Genomic DNA, 22,719 nt, shown 5'->3' on the forward strand with positions numbered 1-22,719 from the left:
TAGCCCTTAGTGAGGAGATATCCCAAATGCAGTTCATCAAAGAGACCAACATCAACTTCACCGGCGTCAAGAAGATCGCGTTCTGCGTCTCCCTGACCCTGATCGCCGTCAGCATCATCTCGCTGTTTATCCACAAAGGGCCGCGCTACGGCGTCGACTTCTCCGGCGGCAGCGCCGTGCAGGTCAAATTCACCGATACTGTGGACATCGCAGCCGTCAAAAAAGGCCTCAAGCCCGCCGGACTCGAAGGCGCTTCGGTTCAGCGTTTCGGCAGCGACAGCGACCATGAGTTCCAGATCCGGACCAAGCAGGCGTTCATGACGGACAGCAGCTTTGCCCCCAAGGTGAAGCAGGCCCTGGGCGAAAGCACCGGCGTGGAAGTCAAGGACCTGAGCCTCGATATGGTGGGCCCCCAAGTCAGCAAGGACCTGCGGCAAAAAGCCCTTCTGGCCATGTTCTACGCCCTTTTGTTCATCATCATCTATATCTCGGGCCGATTTGAACTGAAATGGGGCCTCTCCGGAGCCTTGGCCGCCATCCTGGGTGGCGTGGTCTACGGGGTAACCCAGCTTCAGTCCATCGCCTTTGTCAGTTCGAGCATGCCCTTTCTCATTGTCCTTGCCCTTGTGATCAGCATCATCTTCTGCTGGTACCTGGAGCTGAAGTACGCCATGGGGGCCATCATCGCCCTGGTCCACGACATCACCATCACGGTGGGGATCTTCTCGCTGCTCGACGTCGAGTTCACCCTGCCCATCGTGGCGGCACTCCTGACCATCATCGGCTACTCGCTCAACGACACCATCATCGTCTTTGACCGAATCCGTGAAAACGGGAAGAAGTACACCAAAAAGCCCCTGGACTTCATCATCAACCGCAGCGTCAACGAGACCCTGAGCCGCACCATCCTCACCTCGCTGACCACCCTGGTGGTGGTGGTGGCCCTGTATGTCCTGGGCGGCGGCGTCATCCATGATTTCGCCTTTGCCATGATCATCGGCGTTGTCACGGGAACGTACTCCTCCATCTATGTGGCCAGCCCCATTCTGCTGGCCTGGAAAACAGACGAGAACTGATCACCGACACCTCGCATCTCTTCCGCCGGCTGGGCCACCCAGCCGGCGGCACCTCCCCCTTCCCCTGCGGCGCTTTTTGCTTTGCATTCCACGACCCATTCTGGTAGCTTTTTCTGACATATTTTGTCCGCCTGCATCCCTGGGGCACCCCCCGCCAAAGAGATGCAGCAATCCGGCGCCGGGTGCTTTGTCGCACGCCGACCCGCCCCCCCACTTTTATTTGCACAGGAGTTTATACACGGATGATGAAGGCAACGGCCAAGAGACGAGACAGATTCCCCGGAAAATCCGCCGCAGCGGCAGTCATCATTGCCCTTCTTGTCGCCCCAGGGTGCAAAACGGTTCAGCACAGGCGCGACCCCGGAACAGCCACCCTGGCCCGCGAGCTGCAGGAGACCCGCCAGAAGATGAACGAGATGCATCACCGTCTCTCGGTCATGCAGTTCATGGTGGACAGCCACGAACGAGCCCTGGCCGATCTGGAAAGAACGTCGCCCCTGCCCGCAGAGCCCCCCATGGTGCCCATCGCCCCGGCCGAGCCCGCCGTCAAGGCACCTGCCATCACCGAGGAGTCCTCCACTCCTGCCATGGTGGCAGCTCCGGTGCCTGCCAAGACTAAAAAGTCCGATAAGGGCAACCTTGCCAGCCGAACCTACACCGACGCCTTTGCCGCCATGAAAGAGGGAAACCATGACAAGGCGCTCCTGCTTTTCCGGGAAGTTGCGGAAAAATGGCCCAATGACAACCTGGCCGACAACGCCATTTACTGGTCCGGTGAAATCCACTATACTGAGAGAAATTATTCGGCCGCCATCAGCTCGTTCCGGACACTCCTGAAAAAATACCCCAAAGGCAGTAAAGTCCCCGATGCCCTGCTCAAAACCGGGTACTCGTTCCTTGCATTAAATGACAAGGAATCCGCAAGAAAATACCTGAAGCGGGTGGTCATGGAGCACCCCTTCACCCCGTCGGGCGCCAAAGCGGAAAAAGCGCTCAATTCCCTGGACGATAACTAAGGGTTCACGCACCAAACACAACGCCCCCTTGTGACCCGGCCCGACGGCGCCGCCCTTTTTGGGTTCAAAGCGCCCGAGCCGGGCCACCGACGCTCCCCCCCGGCCCCGTCGCGTCACGCCCTGTTGGTGGCTGAGCCCCAACCACCGAACGATTCGGATCTTATAGCGATGAACCTTCTGCCCTGGTTCGCCCTCAAGGAAGTCCCCGGTGTCGGGAACCTGCTGTTCAAACGATTGATACAGGCCTTTGGAAGCCCCGAAACGGTCTTTGAAGCCGACGCGAAAAGCCTGGTTCGAGTGGATGGTATCTCCCATCGCCTTGCCGAGGCCATCCGCACCCACAGGCTCAGCGACCGTGCCCGTCGCAGCCATGACCGGGCCCGTGACGCAGGAATCACCCTCCTGCCCCTGACCCACGGGGACTATCCGCGACTTTTGGCGACCATTCACGATCCGCCACCCCTGCTCCAGATCTCGGGCCATTTAGACCCCGAGTCGGCCATGGTGGCCCTTGTGGGCTCTCGAAAAGCCACCTCCTACGGCCTTAACAATGCTTCGGACCTGGCAGGAGAACTCGCCGGTTCCGGGTTCACCGTGGTCAGCGGCCTGGCACGGGGCATCGACACGGCAGCCCACAAAGGCGCCCTTGCAGCACAGGGACACACCGTTGCCGTTCTGGGCTGCGGCCTGGGCAGGATCTACCCTCCGGAAAACAGGCGGCTGGCCGATGCCATTGCCCGCTCCGGTGCCCTGATCTCCGAATTTGATTACGACAGCTCACCCGAGGCCCACCATTTTCCCATGCGCAACCGCATCATCAGCGGCCTCAGCCTGGGAACCGTGGTGGTGGAAGCCTCCCTGAAAAGCGGCTCCCTTATCACCGCCCGCTGCGCGGCCGACCAGAACAGAGAAGTCTTTGCCGTTCCGGGCCACATTCGCGCCTCCCAGAGCGCCGGTACCCACCACCTCATTCGGGAGGGGGCTAAACTGGTGGCGTCGTCGGCAGATATAACGGAAGAATTCGCGGCCCACATCCACGCCGCCGAAAAAACAACGTCAACACACCGTGATCTCAGCCATTCCAAGCCGAATCAAAACCCGAAGAAACCGGACCTGTCGAAATTTTCTCTTGATCATGAGGAGATCTCTGTATTAAAGGTCCTTGACTTGTATCCGTCTCATATTGACGATATTTTACAAAATGTTCCCATGGGGGCGGGTCGCCTCTCCGCCGTGTTGTTGAGCCTCGAATTAAAAGGCGTGGTGGTACGATCCCCCGGAAAACTCTTTTCGCTGAAAGAGGAGAAATCGTGAGCAAACCCCTGGTTATCGTGGAGTCCCCCACCAAGGTGCGGACCCTCAAAAAATATATTGGAAAAACCTACAATGTTGCGGCCACCTCAGGTCACATCAAAGACCTGCCCCCCCGGGAGATGGGCATTGACATTGAAAAGGGGTTTAAGGCCAAGTATCTCCAGATCAAAGGCAAGTCCAAGGTCATCAAGGAACTCAAGGCCGCCGCGGAAAATGCCACCGAGATCTATCTCGCCCCTGACCCCGACCGCGAAGGAGAGGCCATTGCCTTCCACACGGCCGACATCCTCAAGGGAAAGGGTCGCACCTTTAAAAGGGTCCTCTTTCACGAGCTGACCAAGCGCGGCATCGAAGAGGCCTTAAATAACCCCACAGAGCTCAACTACAACCGCTACGACGCCCAGCAGGCCCGGCGTATCCTCGACCGGCTCGTGGGGTACCAGGTCTCCCCCCTGCTCTGGAAAAAGGTCCAGGGCGGGCTCAGCGCAGGGCGTTGTTCTCCGTTGCCGTTCAGCATCATCTGCGAACGCGAGCATGCCATCCACCGGTTTGAGCCCGAAGAGTACTGGAGCATTGCCGCCGAACTCAAAGGCCAGGCCGACAGCTCCTTCGTGGCCAAGCTGACCAAGGTGGACGGCAAAAAAGCCGAGATCAAAAACGGCGATACCGCCCACGCCATGGTGGACGAACTGCGGGACAATCCCTACAAGGTAGAGAAAATCACCCGCCGCACCAAAAAGCGGAATCCCCTGCCCCCCTTCACCACCAGTAAACTCCAGCAGGAGGCCATCAACCGCCTCCGCTTCTCTGCGCGTAAAACCATGAGCGTGGCCCAGCAGCTCTACGAAGGGGTGGAACTCGGCCCGGGCGAACCCGTTGGCCTCATCACCTACATGCGTACCGACTCCACGCGTATCGCCAACGAGGCGGCCGTGGAAGCCGGAGAGTTCATCCGGGGGAAATTCGGCAACGATTACGCCATCGACGCCCCCCGCTTCTTCAAGAACAAGAACAAAGCCCAGGACGCCCACGAGGCCATCCGCCCCACCAGCGTCTTCAACACCCCGGAAAAGGTCGCAGCCTACCTGGACGAGGATCAGCGCCTTCTTTACACCCTCATCTGGAAACGCTTCATCGCTTCCCAGATGCAGCAGGCCCTCATCGACCAGGTCAGCGTGGGCATTGCCTCGGGCCGATTCACCCTGTCCGTCTCCGGCTCCACGGTCCGGTTCCCCGGCTTCATGACCCTCTACACCTACGATGAAGGCAAAAAAGAGGACGACAAGAAGCAGCACCTGCCCGAACTGGCCGAAGGCGAAGCCCTTTCGCTGCTCAACCTGGATCCCAAGCAGCACTTCACCTCCCCGCCCCCCCGTTTCTCCGAAGCCTCCCTTGTCAAGGAGCTGGAAGAGAACGGCATCGGGCGTCCGAGTACCTACGCCACCATCCTCTCCACCATCCGGAACAAAGGGTACGTGGAGCTGGTGAACCGCTACTTCCGCCCCAGCGAACTCGGATTCATCGTCAACGACCTGCTGGTGGCCAACTTCCCGGACGTCTTCAACGTGGAGTTCACGGCCAGCTTCGAAAACAACCTGGACAAGGTGGAAGCCTCGGAGATCGACTACCTCACCCTCTTAGGTGAATTTTACTCCTCCTTCGACAAGGAGCTGGAAGAGGCCACCGCCAACATGATCAGCATCAAGGGCGTGGGCATCGAGACCGAGCTCACCTGCCCCAAGTGCAACAAAGAGAAGCTTCACCTCAAGATCGGCCGAAACGGCACCTTCATCGCCTGCAACGGGTATCCCGAGTGCGACTACTCCCGAAACTACGAACGGGACGACAAGGGCGTCATCCACCCCATCGAGCCCTCCTTTGAGCTGGCCGAAGGAAAAGTCTGCGACAAGTGCGGCAAGCCCATGCTCCTCAAGCAGGGCCGCTACGGCGAGTTCCTGGCATGCAGCGGCTACCCCGACTGCAAGAACACCATGGGAGTCAACGGCGATGGAGGCTCCGGCTCCGGCGCAGACACCGGGGTCCCCTGCCCTGAAAAGGGATGCGACGGCACCATCGTGGAGAAGCGCTCCAAGCGGGGCAAGGTGTTTTACGGGTGCAACAAGTACCCGGACTGCAGCTTTGCCATCTGGGACAAACCCATTCCCCGCCCCTGTGACCTCTGCGGAGCCCCTTACCTGGTGGAAAAGACCACCAAGCGCGACGGCACCTTCCTGAAGTGCCTCACCGAGGGCTGCGGCTTCAAGGAGCCCGTGGAAAAGAAAGAGGAAGCCTGATTCCCCGGCATGGCCCGGAAATAAAAAAGGGCCCATCCGGAAGGATGGGCCCTTTTTTCGTTCGGTGACACAGCGCCATGGGCGCCGATGCTTATTTTTTCACACGCTCAGAGTACTCTCCGGTACGGGTATCGATGCGGATAACCTCGCCTTCGTTCACAAAGGGGGGCACCTGGATCTCATAACCGGTTTCCACGGTGGCAGGCTTGTAGTTGTTGGTGGCGGTATCGCCCTTGACCCAGGGATCGCACTTGGTGATCAGCAGCTCCACAAAGTTGGGAAGGGTCACGCCGATGGCGCGGCCGTCAAACATGAGTACGGAGCACTTGGTGTTCTCCTTGAGCAGGGGAATGACGTCTGCGACCTGGTCTGCGGAGAGAAACTCCTGCTCGTAGTTCTGGGTGTCCATGAAGCTGTAGGCATCTCCGTCAAAATAGAGATACTCCATCTCACGCTCTTCCAGGCTTGCTTTGGTAAACTTTTCACCGGAGCGGTAGGTCCTGTCAAACTGAGTGCCGTTGATCATGTTCTTGAGTTTGCACTTGTAAAGCGCCTGGCCCTTACCGGGCTTTACGAACTCAAACTGAACAATCACATAGGGTTCACCGTCAATCTCAAGTTTGAGGCCTTTTCGCAGTTCGCCACATTCAATCATCGTCTGCCTGTCCTTGTCTTTTTTTCATGGCCCGCATCGTCCGGGCCCGTTGATATCATCTGTTCTGATGGATCACAGGAGAGAATCGCCGCGTCTCGCGCACAGTGGGGCCGTCCCGACGACGTGACAACGGCCCGTCACCCTTCAGGTGCAGGGGCTGAGCAACCACGCATTCGGCCCGATCTCTTCCATGTCCCTTTTACCGACTGCAACGCCCCCTGGCTTGAAACACAGACGGCTCACCGTTTTTTTACCACATGAAGCCCCCCTTGGCAACGCCGGGCCCCTGAGGACGGGGGATGATCCCCTTTCCATTTTTTCCCTGATATGGTAAATGCACGGATTAAAGTGAAGACCATCGGTTTCACAAAAAAAGGCACCACGTCCGATGTCCCTGTAAACCCTACAAAAAAGCATCCGACAACTGCGGTGCCGCCCCTGGAAGAAAGGCAACATCGCACTTTATCTGCAAAGCGACCAAACATAAAAGGAATATCATGATATTAATCATCGATTTCGGCTCACAATTCAACCAGCTCATCGCACGCCGCGTCCGTGAGTTCAACGTGTACTGCCAGGTGGACGCCCCGACCGTCGCCACCCTGGATTACATCAAGGAACTCAAGCCCGAGGGCATCATCCTTTCCGGTGGTCCCTGCAGCATCTACGATGAAAACAGCCCCCAGGTAGACAGCGCCATCTTCGACCTGGGCATCCCGGTCCTGGGCATCTGCTACGGAATGCAGTTCATGGTCAGCACCCTGGGCGGCGAGGTCAAGCGCTCCGACAAGCGCGAGTACGGTTTTGCCGAGCTCTCCATCAAAGAGCCCTGCCGCATCTTCGAGGGAATCGAGTCCCCAACCCAGTGCTGGATGAGCCACGGCGACTCCATCACCCAGCTTCCCGAAGGTTTTGTGCCCACCGGCACCACCGACAACACCCCCTTTGCAGCGGCAGCCGACCCGGCCCGTAAATTCTACGGCCTGCAGTTCCACCCCGAGGTGGAGCACTCCCTCAAGGGCCGCGAGATGCTCTCCAACTTCCTCTTCGACGTCTGCAAGTGCGAGCGCACCTGGACCATGGAGAACGTCGTCAAATCCTCCGTGGAGGAGATCAAGGCCACCGTGGGCGACAAAAAGGTGATCCTGGGCCTCTCCGGCGGCGTGGACTCCACCGTTGCCGCCGTGCTGATCCACAAGGCCATCGGCAGGAACCTCACCTGCATCTTCGTGGACAACGGCCTCATGCGACTCAACGAGCGTGAAAAGCTGGAAGAGTCCCTCACCGACAAGCTGGACCTGAACATCAAGTTCGTGGATGCCTCCGAGCGGTTCCTCACCGCCCTGGACGGCGTCTCCGACCCTGAGCAGAAGCGAAAGCTCATCGGCAACATCTTCATTGACGTCTTTGAAGACGAAGCCTCCAAGGTGGAAGGGGCCGAGTTCCTCGGCCAGGGCACCCTCTACCCGGATGTCATCGAGTCCCAGTCCGTGTTCGGCGGTGCCTCGGATGTCATCAAGTCCCACCACAACGTGGGCGGCCTCCCCGAAGACATGAAGCTCAAGCTCGTGGAGCCCCTGAAGTACCTCTTCAAGGACGAAGTCCGCGCCCTGGGCGAAGAGATGGGCATCCCCGACGACCTGGTCTGGCGCCAGCCCTTCCCCGGCCCCGGCCTGGGTATCCGCGTCCTGGGCGAGATCACCAAGAGACGCCTCGACATCCTGCGGGAAGCCGACGCCATCATCGTGGAAGAAATCAAAAAGGCCGGATTCTACAAGAAGGTCTGGCAGTCCTTTGCCGTTCTGCTCCCCATCAAGAGCGTGGGCGTCATGGGCGACCAGCGAACCTACGACTACACCGTGGCCATGCGCGCCGTCACCAGCAAGGACGCCATGACCGCCGACTGGGCACGCCTCCCCCACGACCTTTTGGCCCGCATCTCCAACCGGGTGATCAATGAAGTCAACGGGGTCAACCGCATGGTGTACGACATCACCTCCAAACCCCCAGGAACCATTGAATGGGAATAGGCCCGTATGGACAAGAAAAACGACGAACGGTTCGTGTTCGGGTCCGACAACAGGGATGAGCCGGTGAACTTCGGAGAACCCGAACGTTCCCGGCTGGACAGCCTCAATCTCAAGGTGACGCTCATCGCCGTCATCATGCCCTGCCTCATCGGCATCGTGATGATCTTCGGCTATGTGGACATGAACCGGAGGATGGCGGCGTTCAAAGACACCGGCTCCAAGGAGGTGCGCAGCGCCTCCAAGGACATGGAGCGCATGGTCTCCTCCCTCCAGGTCAAAAACGCCCGGCTTGAAAAACTCCTGGGCGAAGAGCTGGGGGGCATCAAGACCCGGATCAGAACCCTGGAGAAAAAGGTCGGAAAAGCCCAGAAGGATGTTGACTTCATCGTGGCCACCCGGCTCACCAAGAAGCAGACCGAGACCCGCCTGGGCGCCCTTACCGGCCGACTGGATAAAAACGACAAGGCCCTGGCCCTGGCCCAGTCCGATGTGGACGAAGCCATCGACCGCACCCGGAAGCTGGAGAAGAAAAGCGCGGCCGACGCCAAAGGAATCACACGGCTCAAAGCCGACCTTGCCGCTGCCCGCAAAGAGCTCACCCAGCTCTCCGGCTCCTTGCCCTCCCTGGCGGAACTCGACAAGCGCCTGAAGAAGGAGCGCATCCTCCTTCAGGTCCGCATTGACGAGGTACGCACCGCCCTCGGCGCCCGCATGGACGCCCTTGAAAGGGAGAGCCACGCCACTCCGGAACCGGCAGCGCCGGCAGCTCCTCCTGCGGAGACACCCCCGCCCGCCTCACCGGCCGGCACCATCAGCGAGCAGGAGATCGGCGGCTGACCCGTCGTTTCCCGCCAGCCATACACCAACCCAAGGGGCCATGCCGCGGCATGGCCCCTTTTGCTTACAGGAGCCCATGACCTCCAGCGCCGAAGACATCGAACGGCTCTTTTCCGCATCGCGGGGTTACAACGCCCTGTTTCTCGCCGCCGGTGCCCTGGAAAACGCCTGCGAGGAAAGCCCGGAGAACCTGACGGAAGAAGGGGCCCGAATGCTCCTCGCCTGCCTGGCAGACCCCCGGTTCGAGAACCGGCGCACCGCCTACTTCTTCTACGAACGCCTGGCGCGTATCCTCACAGACACCGCGTGGAAACTGGGCCCGGGCCACCCCGTTGCCCGGCTGGCCCTGCATGGTGTCAGCACCCTGTGCGGTGAGGCATCGGGCCCCCGGCAGATGGCCGTCTGCACGGCCTGCCGCTGCCTTGCCCCCCGGGAGGCTGCCCTTCCTCCTGCCGGGCCATGCCCCGCCCCGGACCTTCGGTCCCTGGCCGAGGCGCTCAGGCCTTCCCATTTCCCCCGAACACCACGGCCCACCCTGCAGGCCGCAGCCTTCTCTTCCATCACCGCTCCCAGACCCTGGTCATCAAATGCGCCCGTCCCGGTGAAGACCCGGCAGGTCTGTCCGCCGAATGGTACTGGATGCGCGCCCTGGCCTCCATACTCCCCGCAGGATCCCACGTCCCCACCCCGGTGGGCCCTGCCCTCATGCGCATGACGGGGCTTCCCCCGGAAGCGGCATCGGATACGGCCATGGCCTTTCTCACCACACCGGCCTACTTCACCTACCCCAACGAGCCCACGGCCCCCATGGAGACGGAGCAAGCCACGGAGGTCCTTAAAGCAGCGGCGTTTCTCTTCGGGCACCTTGCCGCCCGGGGCATTCTTCACACCGCACCGGTCCCTCTCTTCCACAACCGCGTCCAGACCGATCGCAGGGACGACGAGGGAATCTACCTGTGGCAGAAGGGAGGACGGCTGGACCGCTGGCTTGCCTCCTGCCGGTTTCCCAACTTCGGCCTGTCCGGACTCAGGGATTTTGAGCACATGGAAACCGTGCCGGAGCTCTCCTTAAGCGACACCTACCGCACCATGGGGGACCAGATCCTGAGCCTCCTCCTGGTGGCGGGGAGCCATTTCCGAAGCAGGGAGGGCAAAGCAGGCCCCTCCCCTTCCCCCGGCCGCACCGATCACCGGTCTCTCTTTTCCCAGGACAAACTCACCGCCATGCTGGCGGCCATTGCAACCGGGTACTACAGGGGATATACGGGAAAGGATCAGGGTCACTTCTGTTCAACGGATGTCAAGGCCCTGGCCCAGCGAATGACAGACGAAATGGGGGAGGATCGCCACATGGAAGAGATCCTGCGGGCACGGGACCAGCAGACCATGACGGAGGAAGCTTTCAGGGATTTCTTGATGGAACGGGGCTACAGCGAGGAGGAGGCGCAATGCGTGCAAAAGGGGGTGGCCGACATCATCCTCACGGCCCCCACCTCAGCCAAATTCAACGGAAAAATATCCTGTCCTGAATTAATTGAGTTTAGGCCACCCTCGCATCCATTACAATAACCGACGGGTTTCTGGCAAAGGCACCGTAACCCGTCCCCAGGGTCTACAGAAACAAGGAGAGCCGGTTTTGCTCATCTACGATGATATCTATCGATGGAACGGCCCCCAAGGGGGATGCAGGGAGTGTGCGGGGCAGGACGGCCAAAGTTCCCCCTGCCTTATCACGTGCCGACTGCGCATCATCGACCTGGCCGCGGACACGCCCTATGCCATGCCCCTGAAGCGCCATGTGGTGCTTGCAGAAGACATCTCCGAGGGCCCGCGGCGCCGTATCTGCGCAGAAAGCCTGGGGCGTCACATTTTCCGCACCTTTGATTTGTGCATCCGGCGCACCCTGTGGATCGAGTGCGATCCCTTCCTCAAAGAGGCCTTCCACGCGGCCCATTTCACCCCCGCATACCACGACGGTGATGAGACCATCTACACCATCACCTGGCGTCCCCTTCTCCATGCCGAAAAAAACACGCTGAAATCCCACCTCGACACGTTCACAAGGCCCACCGGCCCCGCAGGCAGCCCTACATAGCGGCCAGCTGACGGATGCCGTCGGCGATGAACTGAATGGCCAGGGCTGCCAGAAGCACGCCGAAAAGACGCTTGATAATGTCGTCGCCGGTCCCTCCGATGCACCGCATCACAGTGCCTGCAAAGAGAAACGATACAAGGGTGATGGTGTTGATGATAAGGGCGGCGCCCACCACGGCGACCATCTCGGCGGTGCCTGTGGCGCCGGAAAAGAGCAGAATGGTGAGGGTCAGGCACCCGGGGCCGGACAAAAGCGGGATGGACATGGGGTACACGCTGATGTCCGTCAGCCCCTGGATGCTCCCACTCTGCTGGTGAGAATCGGAGCCGGTGATCATGTGAAACGCCGTGTAAAACAAAAGGAGCCCCCCGGCCACGCGCAAGGACTCAATGCTGATGCCCAGGCGGGTCAGGAGGACCTCCCCGAAAAAGCCGAAGGCCAGGATAATGCACGTGGAGACCGCAATGGACTTCACGGCCATGGTGTGCCAGCTGTAGGAGCGGCCCTTTCCGTCGGTGAGGGCATAGAAAATGATGGCGGCCCCCAGGGGGTCGATGATGACAAAATACGATGTCAGGGCATGGAGAAACGTTTCAACGGGCATGGTTCGATTCCAGAAAAACGCATGATAAGGTGATAAAAGGCGGCTTGCCGCAAGAAGCCACCACCCTGGCCGGAAAGGGTCCGGGGCAGGCTGTTGTGTCAACTGCCGTTGTTTTTTAAGGAATGCTTCAAAGAGGCAACCCCTGTTTTCTAACCCACCTGAAGAACAAAAGAAAGGAGTTTCCATACCGAGCTCGAAACCCAGCCGTCCGTTTCCGCGTTGCCCGCCCGGCAACCCCTTGTATCTCTGGATGTTTCAATAAGCCGCGTGGACGTTCGCCCCGTCGCGCCCCCGATTTTCCGGCCCCCTTTTGAAATAGGGTTGACATGACTTCCTTCCACGACTAAAAACGTAACGTCATCTATTTTTTAGGATACGTTCGCACTCTCGGGTTGCCCGCATAACGGTCCCGGCTCTGTTGACCCGTTTGTTGCCCGCCGACGGCACCATGGCTATGCATCAGTTACTTTTTCTGCTGTGGAAGGGATCGGTTACCGTTATTGTTGTAAGGAGTTGGTGGTTTCGCTATGTTTCAGAAAGCTATCGTCAGAAAACCCTGTAAAAATTTCGCCAAAGGCATCACCACGCAGACCCTGGGTGCCCCGAACTATGATACAATGCTTGCTCAGCACGCAGCCTATGTTCAGGCCCTGAAGGACTTGGGCCTTGCGGTGGAGGAGCTTGAGGCGGAAGAGGCCTACCCGGATGCCCACTTTGTGGAGGACACCGCCGTGGTTTTTCCCGAAGCAGCCGTCATCACCAACCCCGGAGCCGATGCGCGAAAAGGCGAAGAGGTCACCATCGAAAAGGCCCTGACCGCCCACCGCACCCTTGAAAAGATCACGGCCCCGGGCACCGTGGATGGCGGCGATATCCTCATGGTGGATCGCCATTTCTTCATCGGCGTCTCCGATCGAACCAATGAGGAGGGTGCCTCCCAGCTGGGCGACATCGTCAGCCGACACGGCTACACCTGGACCCCCGTCCCCGTGGCCGCCGGGCTCCACTTCAAGTCCAGCGTCAACTACGTGGGCAAAAACACCCTGCTGGTCACCGAAGCCTTCAAGGACCGCAGCGAGCTCAAGGACTACACCCTCATCGTACTGGACCCGGAAGAAGAGTACGCAACGCCCCTTATGACAGACACTGATCATGCCCGAAGGCTTCCCCAAAACACGGGCAAAGCTAAAGAGAGGCGCTGGCGCTTCCCATTGTGGAGCTGGACGCCAGCGAAACTCGGAAAATGGACGGCGGGCTCACCTGTTGTCCCTGGTTTAATGTTACCAGTCTTTTTTTGACGAGGAGGTCCCATGGACATCATCAAAAACCGATACAAAAGGGAAGCGGTGGAGGTGCACTGCCCGCAGTGCAAACGCAGCCAGATCATCTACCTTCCCGATGAAAAAATGCCGGACTGCCCCGTCTGTCGAAAAAAAATGATCATCAAAGAGGTCCTTACGGAAGGCAAGTATTGATCCAAAGGCCGTGCCTTGCACCCGCCTGACCGTAAGGGTTATGTGTTAACGGAGAGAACGAACTGGAGGATTATTCACCGATGAAGCTCAAACAGATGCTGATTGCGTCCCTGTGCCTGCTGGCATTTGCCGCCCAGGGATTCGCAGACGACATTGAACTGGCCAAGAAGTCCACTCTGAACAAGATCCTGGAACGCAAAGAACTCCGCATCGGCCTTGACCCCGGCTACCAGCCCTTTGAGATGACCGACAAAAAGGGAAACATCGTCGGCTTCGACATTGACATCGCCAAGCTCCTGGCCAAGTCCCTGGGCGTCAAGCTCACCATCGTCAACACCGATTTCGACGGGATCATCCCCGCCCTGCTCACCGACAAGTTCGATGTCATCCTCAGCGGCATGACCATCACCCAGAGCCGCAACACCCAGATCAACTTCCCCGAGCCCTACATCGTGGTGGGTCAGGCCATCATCCTGAACAAACGCCTCAAGGACAAGGTCCACTCCTATAAGGACCTGAACGATCCCAAGTACACCGTTGCCTCACGCATCGGCACCACCGGTGAGATGGCCACCAAGCGCATGATCCCCAAGGCCAAATACAAGTCCTTTGACAAGGAGGCCGACGGCGCCATGGACGTGGTCAACGGCCAGTCCGACGCCTTTGTCTACGATCTGCCCTTCGGCGTCGTGTTCATGGCCCAGCACGGAGAAGGCAAAGCGATCCTCCTGGACGAGCCCTTCACCTACGAGCCCCTGGGCATGGGCATCCGCAAAGGCGACCCCGATTTCCTCAACTTTTTGAACAACTTCGTTCGCCAGATCAAGGCAGACGGCACCTACGACCGTCTCCACCACAAGTGGATCACGAGCACCAAGTGGTTTAAAAATATGTAATCGGACCCCGACGGTTTTCCGCACACAGTCACCCCGGGCGGCCTTAAGCTCCGGGGTGATTTGTTGCGTGGCCGTCTTGTGTTCCCACCGATTCACCCTCTTTAAGATCCGAACCGACGCCCTTCGGCAACCGGTTCGGGCACGACCCCTCCCGCAGCCATCAGGCAAACCGACACATGCCGGCCGCGGACAAAGGAGCAGGACATGTCACTTTACCCGGGTCTGGATGCGCCGCGACCCAAGGCGTCCCGAAAAAACCCTCTGGACGGTTTCGCCGCCCTCATCCTCGGCATGGCCGGCCTGTATGTGGCCACCAAGTCGGTGGACTACGTGTGGCGCTAGTACCCGGGTCCGGACTATTTTGTGTCCTGGGAGAAGGGTGCCGAAGAACCTCAGCGAAATGAGACAGGCCTCGTGGCCCAGATCGAGACCGAGGGCAAGACCACCCGCGTCACGGTGAGAGGTGTCGGCGAGGCCGAGACCTACACCCTTCCCACCAGCAGCCTCCTTGCGGCGGAAGGCGACTACATCTACGCCGGCGACCCCCTGGGCATGGAAAAAAAGTGGCAGACGGGCCTTCTCCTCTACGGGCTCTGGATCACCCTCAAGGCGAGCTTCTACGCCATCATCCTGGCCATGGTCATCGGCATTGTCACCGGCCTGATGCGCATCTCGGACAACCCGGCCCTCAAATGGTCCGCCATCACTTATATTGAACTGGTTCGAGGCTCCCCCTTGCTGGTTCAGCTGATGATCTGGTATTTTGTCATCGGCACCCTGGTCAACCGAATCCTCATGGACCTGGGCATAGCCAAGATCCCCACCCTCTGGTTCGGGATCCTGTCCCTGGCCATCTTCACCGGCGCCTACACCGCAGAGATCGTCCGTGCGGGGATTCAGTCCGTGCAGGTGGGCCAGATGGAGGCGGCCCGGTCCCTCGGCATGAGCTACGCCGAGGCCATGCGCAAGGTGATCATGCCCCAGGCCATCAACCGGATTTTACCGGCCCTGGCCGGGCAGTTCATCAGCCTCATCAAAGACTCCTCTCTGCTGGGGGTCATTTCCGTCCGTGAGCTGACCAAAATCACCCGTGAGGTGGTCACCTCGTCTCTGCAACCCTTTGAACTCTGGATCGTCTGTGCGGCCCTTTACCTGGTCCTCACCTTCGGTTTCTCCCTGCTTGTCCAGAAACTTGAAAAAAGAGCGGTGTAATCATGATACGTGCACAACATGTGAATAAATATTTTTATGCGCCCCACAAAATCCACGCCCTGAAGGACGCCTCCCTTGAGGTGGCCCCCGGAGAAGTGGTGGTCATCATCGGCCCGTCGGGCTCCGGGAAGAGCACCTTCCTCCGGTGCCTGAACCGACTGGAATACGCCGACAGCGGCTCCATCACCATCGACGGCGACGACGTCCTCGACCCCAAGGCCAACATCAACGCCATCCGGGCCGAAGCGGGCATGGTGTTCCAGTCCTTCAACCTGTTTCCCCACAAAACCGTGCTGGAAAACCTCACCATGGCCCAGATGAGCGTAAGAAAGCGCTCCAAGGCCGAGGCCGAAGAAAAGGGTATGATGCTCCTTAAAAAAGTGGGCATCGAGGAGAAATCCCAGGTCTACCCCAACCAGCTCTCCGGCGGCCAGCAGCAACGCGTGGCCATTGCCCGGTCCCTGGCCATGGACCCCAAGGTCATCCTCTTTGACGAACCCACCAGCGCCCTGGACCCGGAGATGGTGGGCGAGGTACTGGACGTCATGAAAGGCCTGGCCAAGGAAGGCATGACCATGGTGGTGGTTACCCATGAAATGGGCTTTGCCCGGGAGGTGGCCGACCGGGTCATCTTCATGGACGGCGGATGCGTCATCGAAGAGGGCACCCCCGAGGAGTTCTTCTCCAACCCCAAAAGCGAGCGCACACAGACCTTTCTCAACCAGATCCTTTAGCCCGGATTTTCATGTGTGTCTGTGAGCCCGGTGCATTCCGGATAAGCGCACCCGGCCCATAAAACATCCGGTTTCGTGCATCGCGGTTTTCGAGCCCCCGATACCCAAAAAGCGGCCCACCCTCCACAGGGTGGCCGCTTTTTTTATGCCCGCACACCGGCACCGCGTATTTTAGATTGTGCCGCGTCCCCATATTGCCCTACTATAAAACATGCCATTGGCCCGGATATTCTAAAAAAACAACCCTGCCTGACCTCCCATGCCGCCGGAGGCCAAGCGTCAGCGACACAGGCTGCCGCCCCGCGCAGCCCGACGCCATGACAACCCAACCAAAGAATCAAACCATGAGCCTCTTTATCCTTTTTCTTATCGTCTCCATCTCCGTGTTCATCTGGTTCGGAGGGATCCGATTCTTCAACCAGCTCCCCCTGCCGGTTTTCATCCGCTTTCTTCTCTGGCTGAGCCTTTTCTACGCCCTCTTCTTTTCCCCCCTGCTTTTTTACCTGCGAACCTTGGGGCAGAAAGGCCCCCTGTTCGACGCCATGGCCTGGGTGGGCTATCTCCTCATGGGCACCTACTCCATCCTGATCTGCGGAGTGATGGCTCGGGACCTGGTGGGTGCCTTTGTCTCCCTTCTTCCCTTTGGCTCCACAAAAGGCCACGCGGCCATGGCCCTGCCCTTTGCCCCTGACCGCCGGGGCTTTCTCATTAACGGCATCAACCTGGCCATCGCAGGAAGCACCGCAACCCTTGCCGGCCTGGCCCTTAAAGGAGGGCTCAAAGCCCCGGAGGTGGTCACCGTCACCCACCCTGCGGTGCAGCCCGGTCTCAAGGGACTTCGGATTGTCCAGATCAGCGACCTCCACGTCAGCCACACCATCCGCCGCAGCATGGTGGAACGGGTGGTCAGCCAGATCTCTGCCCTGTCACCGGATATGGTGGTCTTCACAGGGGATCTCGTGGACGGGTCCGTGGCCATGCTCAGGGATGATGTCGCCCCCCTGGCGGACCTTGCCCCTCCCATGGGTAAATACTTCATCACCGGCAACCATGAGTACTACTCCGGGGTGCGCCCCTGGCTCGACGAAGTCTCGCGGCTGGGTTTCACCACGCTCCTCAACAGCCACCTGACCCTGGACTACAAGGGTGCCCCCCTGGTCCTTGCGGGGGTTACGGACTACCACGCAGGCCGCCTGGTGCCCGAACACGCCTCCAGCCCGAAGGAGGCCCTCTCGGGTGCCCCGGAAGACGTCTATCGGATTCTCCTGGCCCACCAGCCCCTCTCCTTCACCGAGGCCAAGGCCCAGAACTGCCACCTCACCCTCAGCGGCCACACCCACGGCGGGCAGTACCTGCCCTACACCTGGGTGATCCACACGCGTAGCCATCAGTAGCAGCTCTACGAAGAAGACGGCCACCGCCTCTACATCAATCGCGGCACGGGCTTCTGGGGCCCCCCTTTTCGCCTCGGCTCCCCGTCCGAAATCACCCTCCACCTCTTTTCGTAACCCCCTGTGTTCCAGATAGTGAACGCCCCCATATTCGCCATAGGGGAAAGATAGTCCCGGGTGTGGTATAGTGAACAAAACCAAAGCGGTACCACCACCCCCATCACCGGACCGATCTTCCCCCCACATGCGGTTACGCCCCCTCGAAGCCCCCATCATTGGCGTCATCCCCCCTCTGTCGCCCCCATGCCTTAAAAAAAAGCCCCATTTTCTCCCCCTTGGTACGGAACGTGAAATACCTGTAACCAACACCTCAGGTCACAAAGCCAGCATTCAGCCGATGCCCCTTTCACCTCTTCTCCGCGTGCAGTGACGGCCTGACACACCAAACCATGCAACAGCCTCACCAAGGCACGGGAGAAGCCCCATGAAAAAACCTCCGTTAACCATTCTGGCCCTTATTGCCGTCGGTGCTCTTCTTGTTGCCGGCAACGTCCAGGCAGACCCCCAACGCCTCTCCGAGGGATCCATGGCTGACATCTCCGGCGCAAGGGGCATCCACTCCGAGCATGCCCTCGCACACCTTGCCGAACGCAACACCGAGGTCAACCGGGAGATCCTGAGGCGTAACAACACCACCGAATACCCGGTGGAAAACTCCCACGAACGCCTCACCGAGTTCGCCAACTTCGAGGCAGGAAAGGCATCCGGCCAGACCATCAGCCAGCTTTTCGATGAGGCCACGCCCGGGCGGCTTCCCCAGTTTTTCATCGACGAAGCCTTGAAAATCACCAACCCCTAAGCCTTCCCGACTCCCAACGTACGGCAAGCATCCCGCCAGCCGGGTTCCAACGGGCCCGTGCCGCTCACCACCCCAACCGCAGCGGCATCCCGAGGGCCCGGAACACTACCGGTACGGGTTTAATCCGGCGGGCCCCCGAGTCAACGGTTTGATGTCGGCCCGCCATGGAGAAAAAAAATGACACCTGCAATAAAAAAATTAGCTTATACGTTACCGATGATTGGCAGCCTGTTGTTTACCTCCCCTTATGCCCTTGCAGAGCTCAAAGGCATGACAGACCGGGAGATGATGGCAATAACCGCCCAGAGCGGTATTGCCACCCTTCAGGGAGAAAGGGCAACGGAAGAGCAACGCCGCGAAGAGAAGAACCGGCAGGACGCCATCCAGGTCCTTTCGACCCTCAATGCCATGGTGCCCTCCGATGTGCTCAGGGAGATCCGGGACATGAACCACACGGTGCAGCAGCCCCACCTTATCCACCGTGAATTCCAGACGGTCAGCCAGGATCTTCTCATGATGCCTGCGGCAGCGGCCACAGTAACGCACATCCCGGCCGGCATCGCAACCGGCGGCTTTTATTTTGATCCCCATAAACCAAAAACGGCCGACGTCATCAGACGTCGGCCGTTTTTTTGTTTTTAACGAAATCACATGTCAGGGCATGGCTCAGGAAGCGCGTCGCCCCTGGGGTCGGCGACCGCCGCCACGGTTGGTCCGACGCGCGCCGCGCCAGGCCGAGTCCCCTCCACCCTGCATCTCCACGAACAGGCGCTGCCCGTCCAGGGTCGCCCCTTTCATGGCATGGAACACGTGACGGGCTAGCCCGCCTTCCACCTCAAAGTAAGAGGCGTCCTTGCCGATGTCGATGCGTCCGATCTGGCGAGACGAAATACCGGCACGTTCGCACACCAGGCGAATGACCGCGCCCTGGTTGATACGGTTGTTGGCCCCTTTGTTGAAGGTGATGCGCTGCATGCCTGACGAGCGGGAGTCGCCGTAGGATCGGTTCCCACGGTCCTGACGGGGACGACGGGGCTGCGCACCGCGGTCGTTGATGTCCTCCGCCCCTTTGTAGGCAGCGGCCACGCTGTTGAACCGCTCGGCCACGATCTGATTGATCAGCTCTTCCTTGCTCAACCCCTCAAGGGATTCGTAAACAGAAGGCAGGTACTCGCCCACGGCGTCGTAGTCCACCTCAACAGCCTTGAGCTTCTCCACCATATCGGCCAGCTTGAGCTTGCAGATGGCCTCCCCTTCGGGCACCTTGCACGCCTTGAAGCGAATCCCGCACCGTGCGGCCACAAGGCCGAGTTTGCGGTGATCGCGCCAGCTCATGATCACAAGGGACTTTCCGGAACGACCCGCACGGGCCGTTCGCCCGCTGCGGTGAGTATAGGCCGCCACCTCATCGGGGAGGCCAAAGTGGATCACGTGGGAGATCCCTTCCACATCGATTCCGCGGGCGGCAACATCCGTTGCCACGAGGAGTTTCAGGCGACGGTTCCTGAAACGCTGCATCACCACATCGCGCTGCTGCTGGGAGAGGTCCCCGTGGAGAGCGTCGGCATCGTAGCCGGCCTCAAGAAGGGATTCTGCCACCTGCCGGGTTTCATGGCGGGTGCGGCAGAAGACCACCCCGTAAATATCCGGGTAGCCGTCGATGATACGCTTCAGGGCCACGAGCTGTGCGCCGGGACGAACCACGTAGTTTTCGTGGTCGATGCGTGCCGAGGCGCTGTTTTTCTTGCCCACGGTCACCTCCACCGGATCGGTCATGAAGCCACGGGCAATGGCCGCAACACCCTTGGGCATGGTGGCGGAAAAAAGCCAGGTTGCCGAAGAGTCCGGGGTCTCCTTGAGGATGTCGTCGATGGCCTCTTTAAAGCCCATGTTGAGCATCTCGTCTGCTTCGTCCAGAACCACATTGGTCACATTGGAGAGATCCACCACGCCGCGTCCCATGAGGTCCAGAAGACGACCCGGGGTAGCCACAACGATCTGGGATCCGCGCTTGACCTGACGGATCTGAAGGGCAATGGAGGACCCTCCGTAGATGGAGGCGATCTGAAGTGAGGGGATGTTCGTTGCAAAGGCAAGAAAATCCCGGGAAATCTGGATGCAGAGTTCACGGGTGGGGCAAAGTACAACGGCCTGGATACGGCGGTTGTCCGTCTGGATACGGTTGATCAGGGGAAGGCCGAAGGCCGCGGTCTTGCCGGTACCTGTCTGGGCAAGGGCCACAAGGTCCCCTGTGTTCTCTCGCAGGGTGTCCAGGGCTTTTTCCTGAATGGGGGTGGGCTCGGTGAACCCAAGGGCGGCTACGGCGTCAACCAGTTCCTGACGCAATCCAAACTCATCAAAACAAAGGGACATAATATTCGCTTGCTCTCTTTCATCACGCACGGGCGTGGTGGTGGTTGTTGTCGCAAACCGTCACCGAATCCACTGATATCTTCCCTTTCTCGCACCGGCACCGCAGTGCATCACAAGGCACAAGAGACATCAAACCCAGGACGTGTCGCGAACATATTTTTCTTAAAGGCCTTCCCTGAAGGCCGCAAGCCCCGAACAGGGCATACAAAAAGGGCGGCACACAGGCTCTGGATCAGCCCGGTGGATCGCCCGAACATATCAACTAAAAACGGTTTTCATAACCATGCGGTGCAGTCGCGGAGAAAGGTGCGGTTCTACACCAGAAGCGCCATGGCCTCCGGGAGCGGCAGAACACCGTTTCCGGGCCAGGGCATGAGCCGCGCCAGTTCGTCTCGAACCACCCCGAGAATAAAATTCCTGAAGGGGGTGTTGTCGACTTCGGCGTTTGCCTCCCGGGCCAGAAAGGCCCTTCGGCACTGCTCCTTGTCCACGGCGTGCCACGCTCGGCACACCAGGGGCCGTACCGGGTAAACCCGGCAGACGTTTTCATGAAGGAAAATACAAGGCGTCTGATCCCAGACAGCGACACGCTCGTCCAGGGAGCGGCCCTTGGTGAGGTCCAGGTTGCGGGCAAGCCGCTCCAGGGTGTCGTCGCGCTCGGCCGCCTGGAAATGGGTATCCATCCAGTCACGCAGCCATTCCGCTTCGGGCCGGGACACGGGGACCTGGGCATGACAGCACCAGCCGCATCCTTTCCGGCAATCCGAGGCTCCTTCAAGCCCCTGATCCGCCTCCACCTTTGCCACCATGTATTCGCCCATCTCACAGCCCACAGCTGCAAGACGAGGGCCTGCTTCCTCCTGCGGGCACTCTTCGGCAACACGCACCAGCACCTCGCGGACCGCAGCGTCCCATGCACCTTCAGCCATGGTTTTCACCTTTTCAAGTAAGGGATAAACCTGGCCCAAAGGCACTCAACACCATGTTGGATCCAACTTGAGAAGGACTTTATAAAAGGGCGGGAACGTTCAGGTATGAGGTCGCCTTGATATAAGGACATCTCCCAAAGGAGTCAGGTACGGACGGGAGCATCGGTCATTAACGGCAGGATGTCAACTTATTTCTTTGTTTGTCTCCAGGTAAATACCCGCCCGCGAAAAAAAGTTCCCTCCCCCCATTGGAGCCCGGCGCCCACGGAAAGCATTTTTTAAGGTGGATTCAGGAAGTTAATTGTGATATGTATGGACTCGTTTGACATAGACACCCGGCAACAGGGCGCCTTGGGATTTACGACAACGCCTGTGACTGTTTAATGCGTTGACAGCAATCCCGGCAACACCCCCTGCGGCGTGCCACGTTTTTTCTGTAAGGAGTTTGATTGCATGAGCCTTGAAAAAGTGTCGATCCTGATCGTAACGGCCTTAACGGTTTTCATCGCGTCCTGCGGTGGAACCACCATGAAATCCGGGTCCTCCTACGCCTCGCGCGAAATGGGCCACAACACAGCAATGAAAACAACCCGGGCATGCGAACAGATGCCCGAGCGAATCTACGAAAAAGAGGGCTGGAAACTCGTTGTCTACGTCACCAACAAAGGCACACGAAGCCAGGGCATCCACGGAGACCTCTTTCATAACGGCTCTCCCGTTTCAGGCAAAAAGGGAGAAACCCTCACAACCCCCCTCGGAGAACTCTACTACCACGGCTCTGAAATGGAGAGGGCCAACCTCTGGGATACCACCGGCTGGACCATCACCGGCCAATCCGGCTTCTTTAATCTCTCCAGCCCGCCGTCCGCCCCAGAAGGCGAAGAGCAGGCCACTCGCCCCCTGGAGTACGGCATCGGTTAATAAAAATA

At 59.3% G+C, this 22,719-nt stretch carries 22 protein-coding genes; 18 read left to right on the forward strand and 4 right to left on the reverse strand.

Translation table 11 applies throughout. The features are described 5' to 3' along the window. Positions 1-26 precede the first annotated feature (26 nt). The 4 genes from secF to topA all read left to right on the forward strand — a co-directional run bounded on the left by secF (position 27) and on the right by topA (position 5,700). On the forward strand, positions 27-1,076 hold the full coding sequence (gene secF, locus ACOYW2_RS12635) for a protein translocase subunit SecF (RefSeq protein WP_482416041.1): 1,050 nt from the start codon (positions 27-29) through the stop codon (positions 1,074-1,076). Positions 1,077-1,318: 242 nt separating this feature from the next. Further along, complete coding sequence (gene ybgF, locus ACOYW2_RS12640) at positions 1,319-2,092, forward strand: tol-pal system protein YbgF (RefSeq protein WP_482423220.1); 774 nt, start codon at positions 1,319-1,321, stop codon at positions 2,090-2,092. A 168-nt stretch (positions 2,093-2,260) separates the two neighbouring features. After that, on the forward strand, positions 2,261-3,406 hold the full coding sequence (dprA, locus tag ACOYW2_RS12645) for a DNA-processing protein DprA (protein ID WP_482770634.1): 1,146 nt from the start codon (positions 2,261-2,263) through the stop codon (positions 3,404-3,406). After that, positions 3,403-5,700 carry a type I DNA topoisomerase gene (gene topA / locus ACOYW2_RS12650; RefSeq protein ID WP_482770635.1) on the forward strand — a complete coding sequence of 766 codons (2,298 nt, stop codon included), beginning with the start codon at positions 3,403-3,405 and terminating at the stop codon, positions 5,698-5,700. Before dprA ends, topA begins: the two co-directional genes overlap by 4 nt. Positions 5,701-5,791: 91 nt before the next feature. Here the strand turns inward: topA and efp are convergent, their stop codons facing one another. After that, positions 5,792-6,355: an elongation factor P gene (efp, locus tag ACOYW2_RS12655; RefSeq protein ID WP_482416037.1), complete on the reverse strand. Its 564-nt coding sequence runs from the start codon at positions 6,353-6,355 to the stop codon at positions 5,792-5,794. A gap of 497 nt (positions 6,356-6,852) precedes the next feature. Between efp and guaA the strand changes: the two genes are divergently transcribed. The 4 genes from guaA to ACOYW2_RS12675 all read left to right on the forward strand — a co-directional run bounded on the left by guaA (position 6,853) and on the right by ACOYW2_RS12675 (position 11,317). Further along, positions 6,853-8,385, forward strand: coding sequence for a glutamine-hydrolyzing GMP synthase (gene guaA, locus ACOYW2_RS12660; RefSeq protein WP_482416036.1), 1,533 nt, complete (start codon positions 6,853-6,855; stop codon positions 8,383-8,385). A gap of 6 nt (positions 8,386-8,391) precedes the next feature. Continuing rightward, positions 8,392-9,222 (forward strand): hypothetical protein, encoded by an 831-nt coding sequence (locus tag ACOYW2_RS12665; RefSeq protein WP_482770636.1) that lies wholly within the window; start codon positions 8,392-8,394, stop codon positions 9,220-9,222. Between the two features lie 459 nt (positions 9,223-9,681). Continuing rightward, the gene (locus tag ACOYW2_RS12670) at positions 9,682-10,791 is read left to right on the forward strand and encodes a SidJ-related pseudokinase (RefSeq protein ID WP_482770637.1); all 1,110 of its coding nucleotides are present in this window, start codon (positions 9,682-9,684) and stop codon (positions 10,789-10,791) included. Positions 10,792-10,858: 67 nt separating this feature from the next. Beyond that, positions 10,859-11,317: a hypothetical protein gene (locus tag ACOYW2_RS12675; RefSeq protein WP_482770638.1), complete on the forward strand. Its 459-nt coding sequence runs from the start codon at positions 10,859-10,861 to the stop codon at positions 11,315-11,317. Here the strand turns inward: ACOYW2_RS12675 and ACOYW2_RS12680 are convergent. Beyond that, positions 11,310-11,921: a MarC family protein gene (locus tag ACOYW2_RS12680; protein ID WP_482770639.1), complete on the reverse strand. Its 612-nt coding sequence runs from the start codon at positions 11,919-11,921 to the stop codon at positions 11,310-11,312. The genes ACOYW2_RS12675 and ACOYW2_RS12680 overlap by 8 nt on opposite strands. A gap of 527 nt (positions 11,922-12,448) precedes the next feature. Here ACOYW2_RS12680 and ACOYW2_RS12685 point away from each other — a divergent pair. From ACOYW2_RS12685 to ACOYW2_RS12725, 9 genes are all read left to right on the forward strand, one after another. After that, a complete protein-coding gene (locus tag ACOYW2_RS12685) occupies positions 12,449-13,219 on the forward strand; it encodes an arginine deiminase-related protein (protein WP_482770640.1) in 771 nt (256 codons plus the stop codon). Between the two features lie 12 nt (positions 13,220-13,231). Next, positions 13,232-13,396 (forward strand): hypothetical protein, encoded by a 165-nt coding sequence (locus ACOYW2_RS12690; protein ID WP_482416030.1) that lies wholly within the window; start codon positions 13,232-13,234, stop codon positions 13,394-13,396. A gap of 80 nt (positions 13,397-13,476) precedes the next feature. Then, complete coding sequence (locus ACOYW2_RS12695; protein ID WP_180141662.1) at positions 13,477-14,292, forward strand: transporter substrate-binding domain-containing protein; 816 nt, start codon at positions 13,477-13,479, stop codon at positions 14,290-14,292. A 204-nt stretch (positions 14,293-14,496) separates the two neighbouring features. Continuing rightward, positions 14,497-14,634 carry a hypothetical protein gene (locus ACOYW2_RS12700; protein ID WP_482770641.1) on the forward strand — a complete coding sequence of 46 codons (138 nt, stop codon included), beginning with the start codon at positions 14,497-14,499 and terminating at the stop codon, positions 14,632-14,634. Between the two features lie 21 nt (positions 14,635-14,655). Then, positions 14,656-15,504, forward strand: coding sequence for an amino acid ABC transporter permease (locus ACOYW2_RS12705; protein ID WP_482770642.1), 849 nt, complete (start codon positions 14,656-14,658; stop codon positions 15,502-15,504). 2 nt (positions 15,505-15,506) lie between these two features. Next, positions 15,507-16,238 (forward strand): amino acid ABC transporter ATP-binding protein, encoded by a 732-nt coding sequence (locus tag ACOYW2_RS12710; protein ID WP_180141666.1) that lies wholly within the window; start codon positions 15,507-15,509, stop codon positions 16,236-16,238. 344 nt (positions 16,239-16,582) lie between these two features. Then, a complete protein-coding gene (locus ACOYW2_RS12715) occupies positions 16,583-17,632 on the forward strand; it encodes a metallophosphoesterase (RefSeq protein WP_482770643.1) in 1,050 nt (349 codons plus the stop codon). A 481-nt stretch (positions 17,633-18,113) separates the two neighbouring features. After that, positions 18,114-18,488, forward strand: coding sequence for a hypothetical protein (locus ACOYW2_RS12720; RefSeq protein WP_482416027.1), 375 nt, complete (start codon positions 18,114-18,116; stop codon positions 18,486-18,488). A gap of 177 nt (positions 18,489-18,665) precedes the next feature. Continuing rightward, positions 18,666-19,130 carry a hypothetical protein gene (locus ACOYW2_RS12725; protein ID WP_482770644.1) on the forward strand — a complete coding sequence of 155 codons (465 nt, stop codon included), beginning with the start codon at positions 18,666-18,668 and terminating at the stop codon, positions 19,128-19,130. 24 nt (positions 19,131-19,154) lie between these two features. Here ACOYW2_RS12725 and ACOYW2_RS12730 read toward each other — a convergent pair whose 3' ends face one another. Both ACOYW2_RS12730 and ACOYW2_RS12735 read right to left on the reverse strand, forming a co-directional pair. Then, positions 19,155-20,834: a DEAD/DEAH box helicase gene (locus ACOYW2_RS12730; protein ID WP_482416025.1), complete on the reverse strand. Its 1,680-nt coding sequence runs from the start codon at positions 20,832-20,834 to the stop codon at positions 19,155-19,157. Positions 20,835-21,175: 341 nt separating this feature from the next. Beyond that, on the reverse strand, positions 21,176-21,790 hold the full coding sequence (locus ACOYW2_RS12735) for a YkgJ family cysteine cluster protein (protein WP_482770645.1): 615 nt from the start codon (positions 21,788-21,790) through the stop codon (positions 21,176-21,178). A 453-nt stretch (positions 21,791-22,243) separates the two neighbouring features. Between ACOYW2_RS12735 and ACOYW2_RS12740 the strand changes: the two genes are divergently transcribed. Further along, complete coding sequence (locus tag ACOYW2_RS12740) at positions 22,244-22,711, forward strand: hypothetical protein (protein ID WP_482770646.1); 468 nt, start codon at positions 22,244-22,246, stop codon at positions 22,709-22,711. Positions 22,712-22,719: the final 8 nt, after the last annotated feature.

It is taken from the genome of Desulfoluna sp. CLI2B, from assembly GCF_056847375.1.